This window comes from Maribacter sp. HTCC2170 (assembly GCF_000153165.2).
GTDB lineage: Bacteria > Bacteroidota > Bacteroidia > Flavobacteriales > Flavobacteriaceae > Maribacter_A.
In genome coordinates, this window is the sequence record NC_014472.1 from 999,927 (window position 1) to 1,019,167 (window position 19,241).

The 19,241-nt window shown below is 37.0% G+C and carries 17 protein-coding genes; 9 read left to right on the forward strand and 8 right to left on the reverse strand.

Going from position 1 to position 19,241, the window contains the following annotated elements; genetic code table 11:
- Positions 1 to 79: 79 nt before the first annotated feature.
- Positions 80 to 580: a hypothetical protein gene (locus FB2170_RS04560; RefSeq protein WP_013305341.1), complete on the forward strand. Its 501-nt coding sequence runs from the start codon at positions 80 to 82 to the stop codon at positions 578 to 580.
- Here the strand turns inward: FB2170_RS04560 and FB2170_RS04565 are convergent.
- The 4 genes from FB2170_RS04565 to FB2170_RS04580 form a co-directional block, all read right to left on the reverse strand.
- On the reverse strand, positions 577 to 933 hold the full coding sequence (locus FB2170_RS04565; protein ID WP_013305342.1) for a hypothetical protein: 357 nt from the start codon (positions 931 to 933) through the stop codon (positions 577 to 579). The two genes, FB2170_RS04560 and FB2170_RS04565, sit on opposite strands and share 4 nt — an antisense overlap.
- 34 nt (positions 934 to 967) lie before the next feature.
- The gene (locus tag FB2170_RS04570; protein ID WP_013305343.1) at positions 968 to 2,242 is read right to left on the reverse strand and encodes a metal-dependent hydrolase family protein; all 1,275 of its coding nucleotides are present in this window, start codon (positions 2,240 to 2,242) and stop codon (positions 968 to 970) included.
- Positions 2,243 to 2,321: 79 nt separating this feature from the next.
- The gene (gene galE, locus FB2170_RS04575) at positions 2,322 to 3,338 is read right to left on the reverse strand and encodes a UDP-glucose 4-epimerase GalE (protein ID WP_013305344.1); all 1,017 of its coding nucleotides are present in this window, start codon (positions 3,336 to 3,338) and stop codon (positions 2,322 to 2,324) included.
- A gap of 45 nt (positions 3,339 to 3,383) precedes the next feature.
- Entirely contained in the window at positions 3,384 to 4,538 is a 1,155-nt protein-coding gene (locus FB2170_RS04580; RefSeq protein WP_013305345.1) for a DegT/DnrJ/EryC1/StrS family aminotransferase, read from the reverse strand.
- A 127-nt stretch (positions 4,539 to 4,665) separates the two neighbouring features.
- Between FB2170_RS04580 and FB2170_RS04585 the strand changes: the two genes are divergently transcribed.
- The 4 genes from FB2170_RS04585 to FB2170_RS17610 all read left to right on the forward strand — a co-directional run bounded on the left by FB2170_RS04585 (position 4,666) and on the right by FB2170_RS17610 (position 7,816).
- Positions 4,666 to 5,856, forward strand: a complete 1,191-nt coding sequence (locus FB2170_RS04585) for a 3-deoxy-D-manno-octulosonic acid transferase (protein WP_013305346.1) — start codon at positions 4,666 to 4,668, stop codon at positions 5,854 to 5,856.
- 18 nt (positions 5,857 to 5,874) lie between these two features.
- On the forward strand, positions 5,875 to 6,126 hold the full coding sequence (locus tag FB2170_RS04590) for a hypothetical protein (RefSeq protein ID WP_013305347.1): 252 nt from the start codon (positions 5,875 to 5,877) through the stop codon (positions 6,124 to 6,126).
- A 65-nt stretch (positions 6,127 to 6,191) separates the two neighbouring features.
- The gene (locus FB2170_RS04595; RefSeq protein ID WP_013305348.1) at positions 6,192 to 7,547 is read left to right on the forward strand and encodes a sugar porter family MFS transporter; all 1,356 of its coding nucleotides are present in this window, start codon (positions 6,192 to 6,194) and stop codon (positions 7,545 to 7,547) included.
- A gap of 140 nt (positions 7,548 to 7,687) precedes the next feature.
- Positions 7,688 to 7,816 (forward strand): hypothetical protein, encoded by a 129-nt coding sequence (locus FB2170_RS17610; RefSeq protein ID WP_013305349.1) that lies wholly within the window; start codon positions 7,688 to 7,690, stop codon positions 7,814 to 7,816.
- 166 nt (positions 7,817 to 7,982) lie between these two features.
- Here the strand turns inward: FB2170_RS17610 and FB2170_RS04600 are convergent, their stop codons facing one another.
- From FB2170_RS04600 to FB2170_RS04615, 4 genes are read right to left on the reverse strand one after another with little or no spacing between them, the layout of a single operon-like run.
- On the reverse strand, positions 7,983 to 9,548 hold the full coding sequence (locus tag FB2170_RS04600; RefSeq protein ID WP_013305350.1) for a sulfatase family protein: 1,566 nt from the start codon (positions 9,546 to 9,548) through the stop codon (positions 7,983 to 7,985).
- 24 nt (positions 9,549 to 9,572) lie between these two features.
- Positions 9,573 to 11,450, reverse strand: coding sequence for a sulfatase (locus FB2170_RS04605; RefSeq protein WP_013305351.1), 1,878 nt, complete (start codon positions 11,448 to 11,450; stop codon positions 9,573 to 9,575).
- 46 nt (positions 11,451 to 11,496) lie between these two features.
- Positions 11,497 to 12,393, reverse strand: coding sequence for a phytanoyl-CoA dioxygenase family protein (locus FB2170_RS04610; protein WP_013305352.1), 897 nt, complete (start codon positions 12,391 to 12,393; stop codon positions 11,497 to 11,499).
- Positions 12,380 to 13,255 (reverse strand): AraC family transcriptional regulator, encoded by an 876-nt coding sequence (locus FB2170_RS04615; protein WP_013305353.1) that lies wholly within the window; start codon positions 13,253 to 13,255, stop codon positions 12,380 to 12,382. The genes FB2170_RS04610 and FB2170_RS04615 overlap by 14 nt, the downstream gene beginning before the upstream one ends.
- 228 nt (positions 13,256 to 13,483) lie before the next feature.
- Between FB2170_RS04615 and FB2170_RS04620 the strand changes: the two genes are divergently transcribed.
- The 4 genes from FB2170_RS04620 to FB2170_RS04635 all read left to right on the forward strand — a co-directional run bounded on the left by FB2170_RS04620 (position 13,484) and on the right by FB2170_RS04635 (position 19,240).
- Positions 13,484 to 14,497 (forward strand): zinc-binding alcohol dehydrogenase family protein, encoded by a 1,014-nt coding sequence (locus FB2170_RS04620; RefSeq protein ID WP_013305355.1) that lies wholly within the window; start codon positions 13,484 to 13,486, stop codon positions 14,495 to 14,497.
- Between the two features lie 84 nt (positions 14,498 to 14,581).
- The gene (locus FB2170_RS04625; protein ID WP_013305356.1) at positions 14,582 to 16,234 is read left to right on the forward strand and encodes a UxaA family hydrolase; all 1,653 of its coding nucleotides are present in this window, start codon (positions 14,582 to 14,584) and stop codon (positions 16,232 to 16,234) included.
- Between the two features lie 7 nt (positions 16,235 to 16,241).
- The gene (locus FB2170_RS04630; protein WP_041632676.1) at positions 16,242 to 17,675 is read left to right on the forward strand and encodes a tagaturonate reductase; all 1,434 of its coding nucleotides are present in this window, start codon (positions 16,242 to 16,244) and stop codon (positions 17,673 to 17,675) included.
- 26 nt (positions 17,676 to 17,701) lie between these two features.
- A complete protein-coding gene (locus FB2170_RS04635; RefSeq protein WP_013305358.1) occupies positions 17,702 to 19,240 on the forward strand; it encodes an alpha-L-fucosidase in 1,539 nt (512 codons plus the stop codon).
- The last annotated feature ends 1 nt before the right edge of the window (position 19,241 follow it).

Sequence of the window (19,241 nt, forward strand, 5' to 3'; positions counted from 1 at the left end):
CCATTTCTAGGCGTATCTTAAATAGTAATATTGATATAAAAATATAAAGCACTTGGCTTTATCCTTAAATCATCACAAAATGAAACGTTATATATTATTGTTCTCCCTTCTTGCTGGATTTTCAGTTTTAGGTCAAAATTCAAATAGGGATTTCTGGGACAATGTTCGTTTTGGCGGCGCTCTAGGTTTAGGGTTTTCCAATGGAAGCTTTAATGGATCCATATCCCCAAGTGCCATTTATCAAATAAATGATCAGTTTGCAACCGGTGCAAGCCTAAACTTTAGCTATGCCAAGTTCAATGAAGACAAGTTTTTAGCATATGGCGGAAGCGTTTTGTCATTATATAACCCACTCCCATATATTCAATTTTCTGCTGAGTATGAGCAGTTGCGAATCAACAGGACTTACGCTCTTGACGGTGGGAATTTGGAAGACGACTATTGGTCACCTGCTTTATTTTTAGGGGTAGGATATAGCAATCGCAATGCGACTTTTGGGCTTAGGTATGATGTCTTGTATGATGAAGACAAAAGCATCTACATTAACGCTTTGATGCCATTTGTACGTTTTTATTTTTAAGAAGAATACTTCCTTTTTAGCCACACTTTCTGAAGTTCTCTTTTCAAAATCAAAAAAGAAACCTGTTCTGCAACCTCGACAACATCGGTAACTTTGATTCGCTTAAATGCCTTTTCAGGCACATCAATAACATAAAGCAAATTCAAATAATCACTGAACTTTTCTAGTATCAAGTAATAGATTTTCTCATGAAGAAAAGACCGCAGATTTTCAGGTAAAACGTCATTGGGGAAATCAACAAAAATATTGGCCAAACCAAAATCCTTTTTGATTTGAATTACCAATTTTTCATACAAATGTTCTTCTTGAACCTCTTGTAAAAGTACCGAGCTATTTTGGAAATCAAAGTTCATACTCTACATACGATTTGCAAGATTATTTCCTTTATTAATCTTTATAAACAACACCTTCTTTCATAACAAATACCACACTTTCCAAAGTAGCCACATTCTTTTCAGGATTCTCTTCAACAGCAATTATATCGGCAATATAATTTTCTTTCAATTGTCCAAGTTCAGCGCCCATTCCCAATAATCCAGCATTGGTCACTGTTGCCGATTTCAGAGCTTCCATAAGTGGCATTCCCACTTCAACCATATACCCAAATTCCTTGGCATTTAGGCCATGTGGGAAAACACCGGCATCCGTACCAAATGCAATGGGAACTCCTTTTTTATATGCTTTTTTGAACATATCTTGAATCAATGGCCCAATTTCTGCAGCTTTCTTTGCTACAACTTCAGGAAAGAAACCCTTTATTTTGGCTTTTTCCTCCACTTGCTTACCGGCAGTTATCGTCGGCACCAAAAACGTGTTGTGCTTCTTCATTAATTCCATAGTCTCATCGCTCATATAGGTACCGTGCTCAATTGTTTTAATACCGCCTTTAATAGCTCTTTGCATTCCTTCATCGCCGTGGGCGTGGGCAGCCGTAAGCATGCCATAATCTTTTGCAGTTTCTGTAATTGCTTTTATTTCCTCAATCGTAAACTGTGGATTTTTTCCACTTTTCGCCACACTAAGCACTCCCCCTGTTGCTGTAATCTTAATAACATCGGCCCCATTCTTATATCGCTGTCTGACCGCTTTTTTTCCATCCTCCGGAGAATTCACAACACCTTCCTTCGGACCTGGATTACCCATTAAATCTTTTCGTGAACCATTTGTTGGATCTGCGTGACCACCTGTAGTCCCGATTGCCTTGCCTGCAGTAAAAATTCGAGGTCCAGTGACCAATCCTTTATTAATAGCTTTTCGTAAGGCAATATTCACTCCAGAACCTCCCAAATCCCGAACAGTGGTAAAACCAGCCATTAAAGTACGTTTTGCATATAGTGTGGACTGAAAAGCTACATCGGCTTCATTCTTGGTATATCTGTTAATGTAGGCTTGTGGTCCAGATTCGCTCTCAATATGAACATGCATATCAATAAAACCTGGCATAACTGTCATGTTCTTCAGATCTATAATCTTGTCATTTGCAGAACCATTTACAAATCCGTTCTTAATACTTTTTATCTTATTGCCTGAAACAACTATTGTTTTTCCAGAGATTGTTTTCCCATTTGCAACGTCTATTATGCTTCCACATTGTAAATAAGTGTCTTGCGCACTGGAAAGTAACATTGAAATAAGTGCAAAGAAGAGTAGTGATTTTTTCATGATAAGGTATGTATATAAATAAAATGAGAGGAAATATACATATAATTCCTCTCATCCAGTTAAACTTTTATCCCCTAAATCAGCTTCTTATTTTCTGCTCCCAATCCCAAGCAGATTTCATTGCCTCGTCTAAGGTGTATTTTGATTTCCATCCTAATTCTTCATTGGCATAAGTTGTATCCGCATAGGCAGAAGTGATATCTCCTGGTCTCCTGTCTACAATCTTATAATTTAGCTTTTTGCCCGATACCTTTTCGAAACTTTTAATCACTTCAAGAACTGTACTTCCCTTTCCTGTACCTACATTGAACACCTCATAATTGTTTTTATTCTTCCCTGCCAACAATCTTTGCAAAGCAATTACATGGGCTTTTGCCAAATCAACAACATAAATATAATCTCGAACACAAGTACCATCTTGTGTTGGATAATCATCGCCAAATACGGACAATTCCTCTCTAAGCCCTGCTCCTGTTTGAGTGATAAACGGCACCAAGTTTTGCGGAACACCTATAGGTAATTCACCAATCTCCGAACTAGGGTGTGCACCCATAGGGTTAAAATATCTTAAAGCAATTGCATTAAGAGTAGGTGTAACTTTACATGTATCACGAATAATCTCTTCACCCATTTGTTTGGTATTACCATATGGGGATTCTGCCTCCTTCACAGGAGCAACTTCGGTAATAGGCATTGTATCTGCCTGACCATAAACAGTACAGGACGAACTAAAAATAAAACTTGATTTGTTTTTCTTGGAAAGCTCCTTTAGTAAATAAACCAAGGTGCCAATATTGTTTTCGTAATACAATAAAGGCTTCTCAACACTCTCACCCACCGCCTTTGAAGCTGCAAAATGAATTACCCCTTCAATGTCATGATGTCTTTTGAAAAAGTCTTCGATTTTGGATTTTTCTTTTAAGTCCAGTTTTTCAAATAATGGCTGCTTACCCGTAATGGAAACGATACCTTCAAGTACTTTTTCCGAAGAATTTGAACAATCATCGATAATGACCACCTCAAAACCTTCATTCTGAAGTTCTACAACAGTATGCGAACCTATAAATCCCAATCCGCCAGTTACTAATATTTTCATTTAGTTTGTTTAGTGTTAAAACATCAAATCTAGAACAACAATACATTAACCATTGACAAAACCGATGACCGTATCTGTTATATAGTCTATTTGCTCATGGTCAAGCTCGGTATGCATAGGAAGTGAAATGACTTCCTTTACCAATTGATTGGTAACAGGAAAATCATCTTCATTATATCTATCATCTTCATATGCTTTTTGGCTATGTAATGGTATGGGATAATAGACCCCGCATGGAATTTGACTATCATTTAAATGCTGAACCAAGGCATCTCTCTTGCCATTGGTTATTCTTAAGGTATACTGATGAAAAACATGGCAGTCACAACTTTCACAAATCTCACCACAATTGTTCACAGTTACTGGAACCACAATATTCTCTTGCCCTTCAAATGCCTTTGAATATTTTCTGGCCGCTTCTCTCCTAGCATCACAATAACCATCCAATAACGGAAGCTTGGCCCTTAGAACGGTTGCCTGAATAGAATCCAATCTTGAATTGACACCAACCACATCATGATGATACCTTTCATACATTCCATGATTAACAATGCCTCTAATCGTATGGGCTAAATCATCATCATTGGTGAAAATAGCTCCTCCATCTCCATAGCATCCGAGGTTTTTTGATGGAAAGAATGACGTAGAACCAATGCGGCCAATAGTGCCCGCTTTTTGCTTCATCCCTTTCCCATTCTTGTAATCCGCACCAATAGCTTGGGCATTATCCTCTATTACAAATAAATCGTGCTTTTCCGCCAAAGCCATAATAGCATCCATATTAGCACATTGCCCAAAAAGGTGTACTGGTACTATTGCTTTTGTTTTTGGTGTAATAGACTTCTCTATAGCGGCAATACTTATATTAAAAGTATCTCTATCAACATCAACCAAAACAGGGGTGAGTTGTAACAAAGCGATTACTTCAACAGTGGCTGCAAACGTAAAATCTGCAGTAATAACCTCATCTCCAGGTTTTAATCCTAAACCCATCATTGCAATCTGCAAAGCATCTGTACCATTGGCACAAGGAATTACATGTTTAACCTCCAAATAATCTTCTAATTCCTTTTGAAAGGCATGCACCTCGGGGCCATTAATAAAAGCCGAGGTTTCCAGAATATTTGAAATTGATGAATTAACTTGCTCCTTGATGGTTTGGTATTGACCGTTAAGGTCTACCATTTGTATTTTACGCATCTGTAAGAATTAGAATAGTATAATTGCAAAAATAAGGAACAATTCTGTAAAGAAGTGTATTTTAGCCGCAAACGATAACCAAGTGCATTTTATTTATAATCTTATCGTACAAATCACATGGTTCCACTTGAAAATAGTGGCTCTTTTTCATCCTAAAATCAAACTTTTCGTTGATGGCAGAAAAGAGACTTTTTCAGTTTTAAAAAATAAAATCAACAGAGATGACAAAGTCATATGGATTCATGTTGCATCTTTAGGTGAATTTGAACAAGGGTTGCCTATAATCGAAAAACTTAAAACCGAATATCCTTCCCATAAAATATTGATTACTTTCTTTTCACCATCGGGCTACGAGGTCAAAAAAAATACCAATGCCGCAGATTGTGTGGTTTATCTTCCGATGGATACAAAGGCAAATGCAAAAGAATTTATTTCCACCATCAACCCTATTTTGGCAATTTTCGTGAAATATGAAATTTGGCCGAACATACTGAATGTGCTTAAAGAAAATGAAACTCCAACGTTATTGATTTCAGCAATTTTTAGAAAGAACCAGGTTTTCTTTAAATGGTACGGCGCTATTATGAAAAAGGCGCTAAAGACCTTTGACCATTTCTTTGTACAGGATGAAAATTCGGTGACCCTTATTCAAAATATAAATTTAAAAAACGTCACCCTAAGTGGCGATACTAGATTCGATAGGGTTTCTGAAATATTGAAAAGGGACAATAGCCTAAAATTCATGGAGCAATTCAAAGCAACCGAACCTTGTTTTGTCGCGGGTAGTACATGGCCAGAAGATGAGGAAATTATAGTAGCGTTTGTTAATGAATCCTCAAAATCAATCAAATACGTAATCGCACCACACAATATCAAAACAGACCACATACAATCACTTAAAAAATCTATTTCCAAAAAAGTACTTCTTTATTCTGAAATTGAGAAAAAAGACCCGTCGCTTTATGAAGTGATTATTATTGACACCATTGGCCTTTTGACAAAAATCTACAGTTATGCCGATTTTACATATGTCGGTGGCGCCTTTGCAACTGGCCTCCATAATACTTTAGAACCAGCCGTTTTTGGAGCACCCATAATTATTGGCCCAAACTACAAGGGTTTTAACGAAGCAGAGAATCTTGTCACCAAAAAAGGATTATTGGTGATAAAAACCCTCGAGGAATTCACTTCAGTTTTAAACAATCTGTGTGAAAATCAGGAATTCTCGAAAAGAACTGGGCTTATTAACTCTAGTTTTGTTAAAGAAAATATGGGAGCAAGCATCCAAATCATGGCTCATATTCGTAGATTACTATAACACGAATATTTAGCCATTATGAAATTTCCCCAAATTTTCAAGCTTTTGGCCTTGTTATGCTTTTTCGCTGCGTTATCCTGTAAAGAGGCCAGTGTAAAAGACAAGCACGCACCAAAGGAAGAAAAAAACATTCCATCTGCAGAGAAGCATCATAAATTTAAGTCAACTCCAAAAAACGACCCTAAGCGGTCTATTCAATCAAGGGACAGTATTTTGCGAAAGCAAAAAAAATCTAAGGATTTGGACACTTTAAAACCTAAGGTGGCCTAGTTGACATTATAGATATTTCTGGTCTGGTAATTTTTGCTAGCTTTACCAAAACCAAAAATATACCTATGAATTCCAAACTCTTCCGAATTTCTTTGACCGCCGCCTTATCTGGATTTTTATTCGGCTTTGATACTGTTGTAATCAGTGGAGCAAACCTTCCTATTAAAGAACTTTGGGACACTTCTCCCTGGTTTCATGGAACTTTCATCATGTCTATGGCATTATGGGGTACGGTAATAGGTTCTTTGTTTGGAGGCATTCCATGTGACCGATTCGGTCGAAAGAAAACTTTATTTTGGATTGGTATTTTGTATGCTGTTTCGGCCTTGGGTTCTGGACTTGCCACGGATCCATATATGTTTTCATTTTTTAGATTCATTGGAGGTTTAGGTGTCGGGGCTTCTTCAGTTGCCGCTCCCATTTATATTTCAGAAATCTCATCTCCAGAAAATCGTGGAAAACTTGGCGCTCTATATCAATTCAATCTGGTATTGGGTATACTAATTGCTTTTATCTCAAATTATCTACTTCAAGGAATTGGTGGCGATAATGACTGGAGATGGATGCTTGGAGTAGAAGCCATCCCAGCAATTTTGTACACTATTATGGTAATCAGTATCCCCAATAGCCCGAGATGGTTGGTTCTTAACAAAGGTGATGATGAAGGTGCACTAAACACTTTAAAATTGATTTATACCGATGAGGAGGCCCATAATAAGCTAGATGATATAAAAGCCCACAATCCCGCAGGTCAAGCAAAAGAAAGCTTGTTTTCGGGCAATTACAAAACCCCCTTGATTTTGGCCTTTCTTATAGCTTTTTTCAATCAATTATCAGGCATTAATTTTGTCCTGTACTATGCTCCTGAAATTCTTGAACGAGCAGGTCTTGCAGCTCAAGAATCCTTGTTCAGTTCAATATCAATTGGAATTGTAAATCTAATATTCACATTTGTGGGGGTTTGGTTGATAGATAGATTAGGAAGAAAACAATTAATGAAAATCGGATCTATAGGTTATATTATTAGCCTTGGTATGGTAGGTTGGTGTTTTTATACAGGTGCCAGTTCAGTTCTACTTTTGACATTTATCTGTGTTTTCATCGCCTCACACGCCATTGGACAGGGAGCCGTTATATGGGTGTTTATTTCTGAGATTTTTCCAAATAAAATTAGGGCATTTGGTCAATCATGGGGCACTGGCACCCATTGGATATTCGCAGCCATTATTACCTTGATAACCCCAATTTTTCTAGATAGCGAGAAAGGTATTTTCAAGGACAACCCTTGGCCAATTTTTATATTTTTTGCTGGAATGATGGTTCTACAGTTACTGTTCGTCTTATTTATGATGCCAGAAACCAAAGGAATTTCCCTAGAGGAATTAAGCGACAGATTAAGTGGTAAAAAATCAAAATCTTAAAAAAGACATTTTCACTTTAACGAATTATTTGGAAATACATCGCTGAAACATACTAAACAACAGGCATTTAGTCGAATTATTCTTTAAAATTCGAGGATTTTAGATCACAATTCCCTACATTGGAATAAATAAATAAAATCATGGAGCAGGAAATTACATTTGGCACTAAGATGCTCAACGGCTTTTTAAGCATTATGGTAGTGATATTGGTTGCTATTTTGCTAGCGGTTGTTGGCGGTCTTTTGTTAGCCGCGTTTGGTATCATTTAGGCCAATCAAACCAGAGATTTCCCCAAATATTATCTCCCTATTTATTTATAAAATTACAAAGCCCATCCTTGTTGATGGGCTTTCTGTTTAATAGTACAATTGCTATCCAGGCCCTAGCTCAATATACACCTCTAATAAGTACAGTCATCCGTTCCAATAGTAAAAGTTATTTCAGTTCCAATCTCTCAGTATTGTTAAGATTTTTTCCTCTAATATCTTCAAAAACCCCTATCATTTCTTTCAACTTTTCCGAATGGGACACAGCCAGATTATTTTGCTGTCCAATATCCGATTTTAAATTGTACAATTGATATTCTTTGTCATTGCCCAATTCAATATTTACATATTTGTTCTTGGCTTGTCCTTGATATGGAGGAATCATTACCCAATCCCCTTTGCGCAAGGCAGTTCTTGTTGAAGCTTCAAGTATTAAAGTTTCTCTACCCGCATTGCTTTTACCCATTAACACATCTAACATATTTTCACTATCACTGGTATTTTCCTTACTGTTTACCAGAAAAGCGAGAGATGAAAATAAATCCAACTGAGATACCATGGCCTCAGAAGTTCCTGGAATAATTTTTCCTTTCCAGTAAGCAATAAAAGGCACACGAGTGCCAGCTTCAAACAAACTATATTTGCCCCCCCGCAAAACCCCTGCAGGTTTGTGCTTACCTAGTTTTTTTACGGAATCATCATAATACCCATCGTTAACCACAGGACCATTATCACTTGAAAATATGATAAGTGTATTTTCTAGCAACCCTTCTGATTTCAAAGTTTTCATGAATTCTCCAATCATCCAGTCTGCTTCCACAATAACATCTCCTCTTGGCCCCATACCAGATTTACCGACAAAACGGGCGTGTGGCGTACGTGGCACATGAGGTTGCTGTAACGCATAATACAGGAAAAAAGGGGAGTTCTTATGGTCTTTTACATACTGTTGAGCCTCCTCCAAAAAATAATCTGCCATATCTTCGTCGACCCATTTGGCTGCTTCACCACCCTTCATGAAACCTATTCGTGGAATACCGTTCACTATACTATTATTATGCCCATGATGCCATTTCATCTTTAACATTTCAGGGTTTTTCAATCCTGTAGGCTCGCCTTCAAAATTTTTGTTATAATCGACCTCAATCGGATCACTTGGGTCTAAGTTTACTACATTCCCATTTTCTATATATACTGTTGGCACCCTATCCTGTGTGGCTGCCAAAATATTACTGTAGTCAAACCCTACTTCATTGGGACCAGGAGAGATACGCTGGTTCCAATCTACATTTCCGCTACCCAAACCTAAGTGCCATTTACCAACTATACCAGTATAATATCCCTCTTTCTTAAGCATTTTAGGAATGGTTGTCTGAGCAGTGTCAATAATTAAGGGAGCCGTTCCAGGAAGAATTTTGGCTTTTTTATTTCTCCAGGGATAAATACCTGTCAGCAATGCATACCTGCTAGGGGTACAAGTCGCAGAAGAGGCATACCCATTTGTAAAACGCAATCCCCCATTTGCCAATTTATCCAAATTTGGAGTTTTTAATTCAGTCGCGCCATAAGCCCCTAATTCCCCATATCCCAAATCATCTGCATAAATAACAATGATATTAGGCTTGTCGGTTAATGTCTCAGCAGTTTCTTTTGAAACATCTTTATTTTCCTTGCAAGAGAAAAAAATTAGTGATGTTAATACGCATAGAAAGTTGAATTGAATTGTCTTGCTCATATGTACAATATTATATTTTGCTTATTATTTGGAATTTATAAATTCAATACGCCTTTTTACCAAGTCGCCATCTTTCGCTAGCCAATCTGTTGGAAATATTGAATTTGTTATGTGAATTTCAAAATCAGGTTGCACCATTTTTAAAAGGGCAATACTATTCAATATCAAATTGGCCTCTGTCTCCGATTTGGCATTTTTCACAATCTCGAGTAGGTTGTCATTTGTAACCTTTTGATTGTTTAGAACCAAAAATTCAGCAGCCCTAATACGCACCAAGTTTTCTTCTTCACTTTCAATCATTTTTTCTGCTGTTTTATAGAAAGAAGAAGCCTGTTCACCAAAAGAACTACAAACAATTAAACTCCAATATTTCTTCCATGGATTATCAGATTCAAGAGTGACCCTTAATCTATCCTTAACATCATCAAAAGTTTTTAAACTCATGTCGGCAATTGTAATTAGCTCTGCTATCTCCGTTTTGTTCCGTTTTCCAAAATCCACAGGATTCAAAAGACCATTTTCTATAAAGTGTGGTTCAGGATAAAAACTCAAATCAGGCATTGATTTTACTTGCTTCTGCAAATCTTGCCGCAGGTCCTCCAAAATTTCTCTGTTAGCTGGATTAGCCGCTAAATTATGAATTTCATGTGGGTCTTTTTCTATGTTGTACAGGGCTTCTGCCGCTCTTGGCCTGAAAAACTGCTGTTGAGCCTCATTTAATTTACCTTCTTGAAAGAGTTCGTACCATTCTTTATAGGCCAACATTTTATACCGATAAAAATTGTAAAGACCGTCTATAATAAAAGGTTGGTAATTACGAATGTACTTGTATTTTCCTTTCCTTATCGACCTTACCAAGTCATATTTCTCATCAAACCTATCTGCATAGCCAAAAGTCGTGTCCATATCATTCAAATCCTCTTGAGTAACTCCCTTTCCCAGAAAAGGAGTTCCGTCCATTTGCTCCGGGACGGAAATTCCAGCTAAGTTTAAAATAGTGGGTGCTAAGTCAATAAACTCAACAAATGCATCAGTTCTATTCCCCATCTGCAGCGGTGATAAATGCTTCCATTTTTCAGGAATATAGACTAACATTGGTACATTTAGTCCGCTTTCATAAACGTATCCTTTACTTCTGGGAAGTACACCACCATGATCTCCATAATAAAAAATAATGGTGTTTTCCATAAGATTATCATCCTCTAGTTGTTTTATAAAATTCCCGATTTGAATATCAGCTTTTTGATGCAAATCATGATATATGGCATTGGTATAGCGGTAGATAGCCGTATTGGGATGATAAGGGAAGACGGTAACGTTCTGCACCGAGGTCTTCGTAATATTTCGTTGCATTTGGTTTTCGCTGAAATGCAATTGACCTTCATGTGTTGTGCCAAAATTTTGCACATGGAAAAATGGCTGGTCTGGTTTACGATTTTGATAAGAAGCTCCGCGTGAAGATTCGTCCCATACTTTTCCTGACTTAACAAAATTGTAGTCTTCTTTAGAATTGTTCGTGGTATAATAACCCACTTCCCTAAGATACTCGGGAAACATCCTTAACCCTTGGGGCATTGGTGACAATTTCATTTTGCGATGATATTGCGACCCAACCCTGGGGGCATAACATCCAGAGATAATTGTACTACGAGCCACAGAACAGACAGGAGCATTTGAAAATGCATTGTTAAAAACAATGCCCTTATCCGCGAGCGTTTCTATTTGTGGCATTGAGGCTCCATCCTTGTCATAAAGTTTTAAAAAATGTTTGGAATTATCTTCAGTTACCAACCAAACAATATTAGGTTTTTCATCTTGGCCTTGAGATTGTATTGTTTGGATACAAAAAAATCCCAAAATAAAAAGTAATATGTTGGTCCAAACGTTTAAAAAATCTCTCATAACACCTTACAAATTTTAATTTCAACTAAGCCAAAAATGAACCATCCTATTTTGCATATAAGTTTCTATCCAATAACAATGGAAAAAATTGACCTTTCATTTTATGACCTTTCTCAATTACAGGCACTCCACTCAATAGAGGTTCATTCGTATTGGAAACCGTACCATCTGCAAAAACGTTCAACACAAAAGCCCTTCGTGAAAATTCAGAAGTATTAGCATAAGACCCATGCACCATTAGAGGATGATGGAAAGTTCCATACCCTTTCTTCAACTCAATTGCAACACTACTTTTGAATTCTTCTTTTTGTTTTTCATTTAAACACTCCTTAAAATCATCCATTGGTCCGGTTAAAACTGGTTTATCCAATAAACCCCATTTATGACTCTTTGGAATATAATGTAAACAACCGTTTTCTTTTGTTGAATCATCTAATCCTGTCCAGCAAGTTAAGTGCTGCATTTCAATAGTCCGGGTCCAATAAGAATAATCCTGGTGCCAAGCGACTACTCCACCATGCTTTGCAGGCTTACAAAACAACTGATCGTGCCAAAAACGCACTGACCTGTCACCCAACAATTGACTGGCGGCCATTAAAAAAGCAGGGTTCCAATTTACGTCGTGAAAACCGGGGGTAATTCGCCAGTGACCTAAGGAATGAAATATTGCTTTGTTCGGATCAACCGATTCATTGGAATGAAACTCATAGAAAAGATCATTTGCCGGATGATTAGGATCTTGGATTTCGACGAGCTCATTAATTAATCTATCCACTTGCCAGTCGTCAAGCAACTTTATATTGGACAAATAACCGTTCTCATGAAAAAAAGCAACCTGTTCATCTGAGAGTTTATAGGGTTCCCATTCTTTATGTGATTGTGGCCATTTAAATAAATCAGAGGCCAATCCATGAACCTTGGACAAATCTTTAACTGTTCGCATAGTTCTTCTTTTTTATTTCAACTTTTGACAGATGGCCCTTATCCAACTTAGTGAATCCTGCTCTATATTCAGTAGGAGACATATTCATTATTGACCTAAATTGTCTATTAAAATTAGAAATATTGTTGAAACCGGATTCATAACAAATCGCCGTAATGTTACTTTCACGCTCGAGTATTAACCTACAGGCATATCCTATTCGAACTTCATTTAGATATCTGGAAAAGGTTTTTCGATTTACACGTTTAAAGAACCTACTAAATGCTGAAGGATTCATGTTGGCTACCTTTGCAACCTGTTCTAGGTTAATAGACCGCATAAAATTTTCAAAAACAAACTCATAAGTCCTATCCAAACTTTCGTTTTGATTCTTTTTGAATGAATTTACAAAGACCTCACTACATAGTAGTTTACTTTCAGGGTGTTCTGCTAGAATTTGCAAAAGCTTAATAAATTCTATTGTCCTTCCAAATCCGACCTTCATTTCGGCAATTTGCTTTATCAATCGAATGACGCTATGATCAAGGCCATTAAATTTAATCCCATATCTTGCTTCTTGCAGTAAATTGGCTATTGGTTCCATTTCATTTAAAGAGAGAAAATCTATGCCTAGAAATTGTTTTTTAAAATGGATAACTATATCCTCAGCAATCAAATCAGATTTTTCATCAAAGTACACTTCATCATTCAACCACATATGTGGCAGATTTTTGCCTATTAACACAACTTCTCCTTCATCAAACTTTTCAATACTATCACCAACAAATCTGGTTCCGGCGCTTTTAATAGTTAACACTAATTCCAACTCTGGATGATAATGCCAAATCTTCAAGAAGTATGGCACACGATGTTTTGTAACCATAAAAGAATTGTTTTCCGGAGTTTCCCTATTTAGTAGATGGAGTCTCATTTTGGCACTAATAATTTAAGAAATAAACCAACATTTAAATTACAAAAATTACATCAAATACCCATAATAGGCAAAAAAAGTATTGCTTATGGTTTTAAAAGTAGTGGGTTTTTCCTTTTTATCCGAGTACTTTTGACTTAGTAGGTCTAAGAACAAAATCATAATATTCGTTCTAAAAACATGAAATATATAGTTTGCGAAAAACCTGGAAAATTCCTCTTAAAAGAGAAAAAAGCGCCGTTAGGCGTAAAAGGCCATGCTTTGTTGAAAATAAACAAGGTTGGTATTTGCGGCACAGACCTACATGCTTATGCTGGGAATCAGGCATTTTTCACTTACCCTCGTATATTAGGTCATGAATTAGCTGCAGAAATAATCTCTATCCCCACTAACCAAAAAGGTCTAAAAGCCGGTGATAAGGTCGTAATAATGCCTTATGTTAGTTGCAATACATGTATTGCCTGTAGAAATGGCAAAAATAATTGTTGTACGAACATGCAAGTATTGGGCATACACACCGATGGAGGTATGCAAGAAAAAATTAACGTTCCAATAGAATTGTTGCTTAAAGCCAATGAACTTACGGATGATGAAATAGCTATTGTAGAGCCTTTGGCTATTGGGGCACATGCTATTAGTAGATCAGGACTTTCAAAGGATGAGACTGCAGTCGTGGTCGGTTGCGGGCCGATAGGACTGGGTATTATGAAATTGGCTCAACTTGAAGGTGTACAGATAATCGCAATAGATAACAATAGTGAACGATTGAGTTTTGCCAAAGAGATTATGGGCATTGATCATACAATAATTGCCAATAATGATACTGTTAACGAAGTGATGAAAATAACTAAGGGAGACCTGGCGACCACTGTTTTTGATGCTTCTGGAAATAAACTGGCTTTGGAATCAGGAATCCATTATATGTCACATGGTGGACGATACATCTTAGTAGGATTATCCAAAGGGAACCTAAATTTTGTTCACCCTGAAATTCATGCCAAAGAATCTACAATTTTGTGTAGTAGAAATGCCACTTTGGATGATTTTAAACATGTTATGACCGTGCTCAAAAAGAAACAATTTCCAGTTTCATCTTTCATAACCCATAATGTAGATTTCACCAATATGATCCACAATTTTGATAATTGGCTGGATCCAGCCACGGGTGTCATTAAAGCTACTGTGGACTTTTAAATTGATTGAACAAATATGAAAAAAGTAATAAGGATTGGTGAGATAATGCTTTAAAAAATAACCAACATATATTTCAATTTTAATATGCCGATTAAATATCTACAAATAGATTCTAGGGATAACCTAATGGTGGCTTTGGCCAATTTAGATGAAGGTTTCAAAGTCTCCATAAATGATAGCGAGATTATTCTAAAAGAGGATGTTAAAGCCAAACATAAATTCACCATGAACGACTTCGAAATCGGTGATGAACTTTATATGTACGGCGTTTTGATAGGCAAAGCCACAACAACAATAAAAAGTGGTACTGCAATTACCGTCAATAATGTAAAACATGCCTCTGAAGATTATAAAACAGTTGAACAAAAATATCATTGGGAGGCTCCAAACATTGAAAAATTCAAGAACAGAACCTTTAATGGATACCATCGAGCAAATGGAACCGTTGGCACAGCCAATTATTGGTTGGTTATTCCGTTGGTTTTTTGCGAAAACAAGAATGTTGATGTACTCGAAGAAATATTTATAGAATCTTTGGGTTACCAAACCCAAAAGGATTTTGAGATCAATACCCAAGCACTGATTAGCAAATTTAAAGAAGGAGCTTCCGAGGAAGACATTTACGATACGCCAATAATCACAACCAAAGAAGAAATAAAGAAAAACAGGGTTTTCCCCAACGTTGATGGTATTAAGTTTTTGAGACATGATGGAGGTTGTGGTGGAACCAGACAAGACTCGGATGCACTCTGTAGATTATTGGCAGGTTATATCACCAACCCAAATGTGGCTGGAGCAACAGTTTTAAGTTTAGGTTGTCAACATGCTCAAATACCAATACTACAAGAAGCAATCGCAACGAACGACCCTGAATTCGCAAAACCTGTCTACTATTTGGAGCAGCAAAATATCAGTAGTGAAAAACAGTTGATTGAAGAAGCCGTGAAACACACTTTTGTTGGTCTTACCAAAGCAAATAATATCAAAAGAAGTCCCGCTCCCTTAAGTAAACTTGTACTTGGATTGGAGTGCGGTGCTTCTGACGGATTCTCAGGGATTTCTGCAAACCCAGCCCTTGGTTACGCCTCAGATTTATTGGTTGCCTTAGGAGGTTCTCCTGCTCTTTCTGAATTTCCAGAACTCAATGGCGTGGAACAAGAACTAATCAATAGGTGTGAGACACTGGAGGCGGCCAGCAAATTTGAAAGTATTATGCGTTCCTATTCAGATGCTGCAATTGCCGTTGGATCGGGGTTTGAAAACAATCCATCCCCCGGAAATATCAAAGACGGTTTGATTACTGACGCGATAAAATCTGCAGGAGCCGCAAAAAAGGGTGGTACTTCCCCTGTTACCGATGTATTGGATTATACAGAACAAATCACAAAACCCGGTCTAAATCTTTTATGCACCCCTGGTAATGATGTTGAAAGTACTACAGGCTTGGCTGGCTCTGGATGCACTGTCATTGTCTTCACAACTGGGTTGGGAACACCAACTGGCAATCCTATCGCCCCTGTAATTAAACTGTCCAGCAATACCCATTTATTCCAGAAAATGGGAAACTTGATGGACTTAAATGCAGGCTCAATAATCAGTGGTGAAGATAGTATTGGAAGCATGGGTGAAAAGATTCTGGAATTTATTATCCAAGTGGCAGGAGGTGAACAAGAGACAAAGGCAAATATGAACGGACAAAATGATTTTATCCCTTGGAAAAGAGGAATTTCACTTTAAAAAAAGAATGAAATCACTTAAAAGAAAAACAGCTGCAAACGTATTCCCAGAGCGAATCTTGCAATTTGGTGCAGGTAATTTTATGCGTGGCTTTATTGACTGGATTGTTCAAGAACTAAACCAGAAGACAGATTTTAACAGCGGTGTAATAGCAGTAAAACCAACTAATAGAGGCAATTATGATGAGTTGAAATCCCAGGAAGGAGCATATACCCTTTTTTTAAAAGGTATAAAGAATGGAAAACCCCAGAGTGAATACTCCATTATTGATTGCATACAACGCGTAGTTAATCCATATAAAAATCATGTCGAATATTTGTCATGTGCCAAAAATCCAGATTTAAGATTTGTATTTTCAAATACCACGGAAGCAGGAATTATTTATGAAAAGAACGATAAATTAAGTGACACCCCTCAAAGTAGTTTTCCAGGTAAATTAACTGCCTTTCTATATCATAGATTTCAACACTTTATGGGTGAAAAAACCAAGAGAGGTTTAATAATCATCCCTTTCGAACTCATTGAGAAAAATGGGCAAACTCTAAGAAAAATCATCCTACAACATGCCAAAGATTGGCGCTTGGGTAAAGATTTTATAAATTGGATTATTGAGCATAACTTTTTCTGTGATACCCTTGTTGATCGGATTGTTCCTGGCTTTCCTAAAACAGAAGAAGTTGAAATCACCACTGAACTGGGCTATAGTGATAAATTAATGGTCGTTGGGGAACAATTTCATTTGTTAATAATACAGGGGCCACCTGTTTTACGAAATGAATTACCCACAGAAAAATGTGGTTTGAATGTCGTTTTTACAGATAACTTGGAACCATACCGAACCAGAAAAGTTCGTATATTAAATGGCGCACATACTACATTGGTTCCAGTGGGTTATTTATATGGTATTGATAATGTTCGAGAGTCTTTGGAAGATCCAATAGTTGGATCCTTTCTTAAAGATGCTGTATTCAAAGAGATTTGCCCAACTTTGAATCAATCTGAGCAAGAATTAGATCAATTCTCCAGAGATGTCTTAGATAGATTTAGAAATCCGTATTTGGAACATGCCTTGTTGAGTATCTCTTTAAATTCAATCTCAAAATATAAGACAAGGATTTTACCTTCTGTATTGGACTATATCAAAAGAAAAAACGCGCTGCCAAAAAGACTTTTGTTTTCATTAGCAGCTCTAATCGCCTTTTACAAAGGTGAAAGAAACACTGAACCCATACCTTTAAAAGATACCCAAGAAGTATTGGATTTTTACCATAAACTATGGTCAAATAACAATTACGAAACTATAGTTAACAACGTACTTTCAAATACTGAGTTTTGGAACACAGACCTTACCAAATATGATGGATTGGAAGATTTTGTAACCATATGTTTAGCAAATATCATGGACAAAGGAATGAAGGAAGCATTAAAAATGTTCTCTTAAATCATAGCAATATTTAATTTTCAATTATGAAAAAGTTTAGATTAGAATTATTGAGTATTTCAATTTTATTATTATTTATTACGTGCGGTGAAAGAAATGAGGTCACAAACTTAAAAGAAGTGACAGCCGCTGCATCTCAAGAATATACTAAAGATTGGGCTTCTTTGGGAAACCATAATGAGTCTCCAGAATGGTTTAAAAATTCAAAGCTGGGAATATACTTTCACTGGGGCTTGTATTCTGTACCAGCGTACAGCAGTGAGTGGTATCCAAGATGGATGCACTTTAAAGACCATAAAGTGTACAAACACCATGTAGAAAAATACGGGAAGCCATCCGAGTTTGGCTACCATGATTTCGCTCCTATGTTCAATGCCGAAAAATTCAATCCAGATGAATGGGCGCAACTTTTCAAAGATGCCGGCGCACAATTTGCTGGCCCAGTTGCAGAACACCATGATGGTTATGCCATGTGGGATAGTGAAATCACACCGTGGAACACGATGGATACAGGACCGAAACGTGATATTACCGGGGAATTGGAAAAGGCTATTAAAGGCAAAGGAATGAAATTTATAACTGCCTTTCACCATGCAAAGAATCTACAACGAAGTACTGAAATTGGAAAAGAGGTTCCCAATAGCCATTATCCCAATTTTGAAGGTATGCCACCTACCTCAAACGACCCAGATTTGCAGTTGATGTATGGGAATATGGAACCCGAAAAATGGTATAAAGAAGTATGGTTCGGCAAAATAAAGGAAGTAATAGACAAATACCATCCCGATATTATTTGGTTTGATTACGTTTTGGGTGATATTCCAGCAAAATACCGTAAAGAATTTGCCGCTTATTATCTTAACGAAGCTTCTAAGATAGATCAAGAAGCAGTGATTGTCAGGAAGCAACATGACATGCCTCTCAATATGAGTGTCGAAGATTTGGAACAAGCCAGAAAGAACAATATTGGCACCAAAACCTGGATGACCGATGCTACTATTAGTGACGGAAGTTGGTGTTATACAGAGGATTTAGGAGTTAAACCTGCAGAGGATGTATTACATATGCTTATTGACATTGTAAGTAAAAATGGAGTTCTTCTTTTGAACGTTTCGCCCAAGGCAGATGGTACCATTCCCAACAATCAAAAAGAGGGAATATTAAAAATGGGTGCATGGTTAAAAAAATATGGCGAAGCCATTTACGGAACCGAAGCATGGTACACTTTTGGCGAAGGGCCTACTAAAGAACCAGAAGGTCATTTTAAAAATCATAAGGCGTTTATGAAACTAAAATATTCCAATAAGGATATTCGCTATACTACTAAAGATTACACTATTTATGGCATTGTCTTAGGGGCTGTAGAACCAAATAAAGAAATCTTGCTGGAATCTTTTGCGAAAGAAAAAATCCATGATGCCCCTAGTATTGAAAATGTAACCTTTTTGGGGAGCGATGAAAAAATCGAATGGACATATAATGAAGAAAACGGCTTATCTTTAAAGGCACCTTCAACTTCAATCGACAATATGGCCACGGTTATTAAAGTAGAAATTTCACAGTAGT

Coding starts and splice junctions, on each gene's coding strand:
- FB2170_RS04560 (WP_013305341.1), top strand. CDS start 80: ATGAAACGTTATATATTATTGTTCTCCCTTCTTGCTGGATTTTCAGTT.
- FB2170_RS04565 (WP_013305342.1), bottom strand. CDS start 933: ATGAACTTTGATTTCCAAAATAGCTCGGTACTTTTACAAGAGGTTCAA.
- FB2170_RS04570 (WP_013305343.1), bottom strand. CDS start 2,242: ATGAAAAAATCACTACTCTTCTTTGCACTTATTTCAATGTTACTTTCC.
- galE (WP_013305344.1), bottom strand. CDS start 3,338: ATGAAAATATTAGTAACTGGCGGATTGGGATTTATAGGTTCGCATACT.
- FB2170_RS04580 (WP_013305345.1), bottom strand. CDS start 4,538: ATGCGTAAAATACAAATGGTAGACCTTAACGGTCAATACCAAACCATC.
- FB2170_RS04590 (WP_013305347.1), top strand. CDS start 5,875: ATGAAATTTCCCCAAATTTTCAAGCTTTTGGCCTTGTTATGCTTTTTC.
- FB2170_RS04595 (WP_013305348.1), top strand. CDS start 6,192: ATGAATTCCAAACTCTTCCGAATTTCTTTGACCGCCGCCTTATCTGGA.
- FB2170_RS17610 (WP_013305349.1), top strand. CDS start 7,688: ATGGAGCAGGAAATTACATTTGGCACTAAGATGCTCAACGGCTTTTTA.
- FB2170_RS04600 (WP_013305350.1), bottom strand. CDS start 9,548: ATGAGCAAGACAATTCAATTCAACTTTCTATGCGTATTAACATCACTA.
- FB2170_RS04605 (WP_013305351.1), bottom strand. CDS start 11,450: ATGAGAGATTTTTTAAACGTTTGGACCAACATATTACTTTTTATTTTG.
- FB2170_RS04610 (WP_013305352.1), bottom strand. CDS start 12,393: ATGCGAACAGTTAAAGATTTGTCCAAGGTTCATGGATTGGCCTCTGAT.
- FB2170_RS04615 (WP_013305353.1), bottom strand. CDS start 13,255: ATGGTTACAAAACATCGTGTGCCATACTTCTTGAAGATTTGGCATTAT.
- FB2170_RS04620 (WP_013305355.1), top strand. CDS start 13,484: ATGAAATATATAGTTTGCGAAAAACCTGGAAAATTCCTCTTAAAAGAG.
- FB2170_RS04625 (WP_013305356.1), top strand. CDS start 14,582: ATGCCGATTAAATATCTACAAATAGATTCTAGGGATAACCTAATGGTG.
- FB2170_RS04630 (WP_041632676.1), top strand. CDS start 16,242: ATGAAATCACTTAAAAGAAAAACAGCTGCAAACGTATTCCCAGAGCGA.
- FB2170_RS04635 (WP_013305358.1), top strand. CDS start 17,702: ATGAAAAAGTTTAGATTAGAATTATTGAGTATTTCAATTTTATTATTA.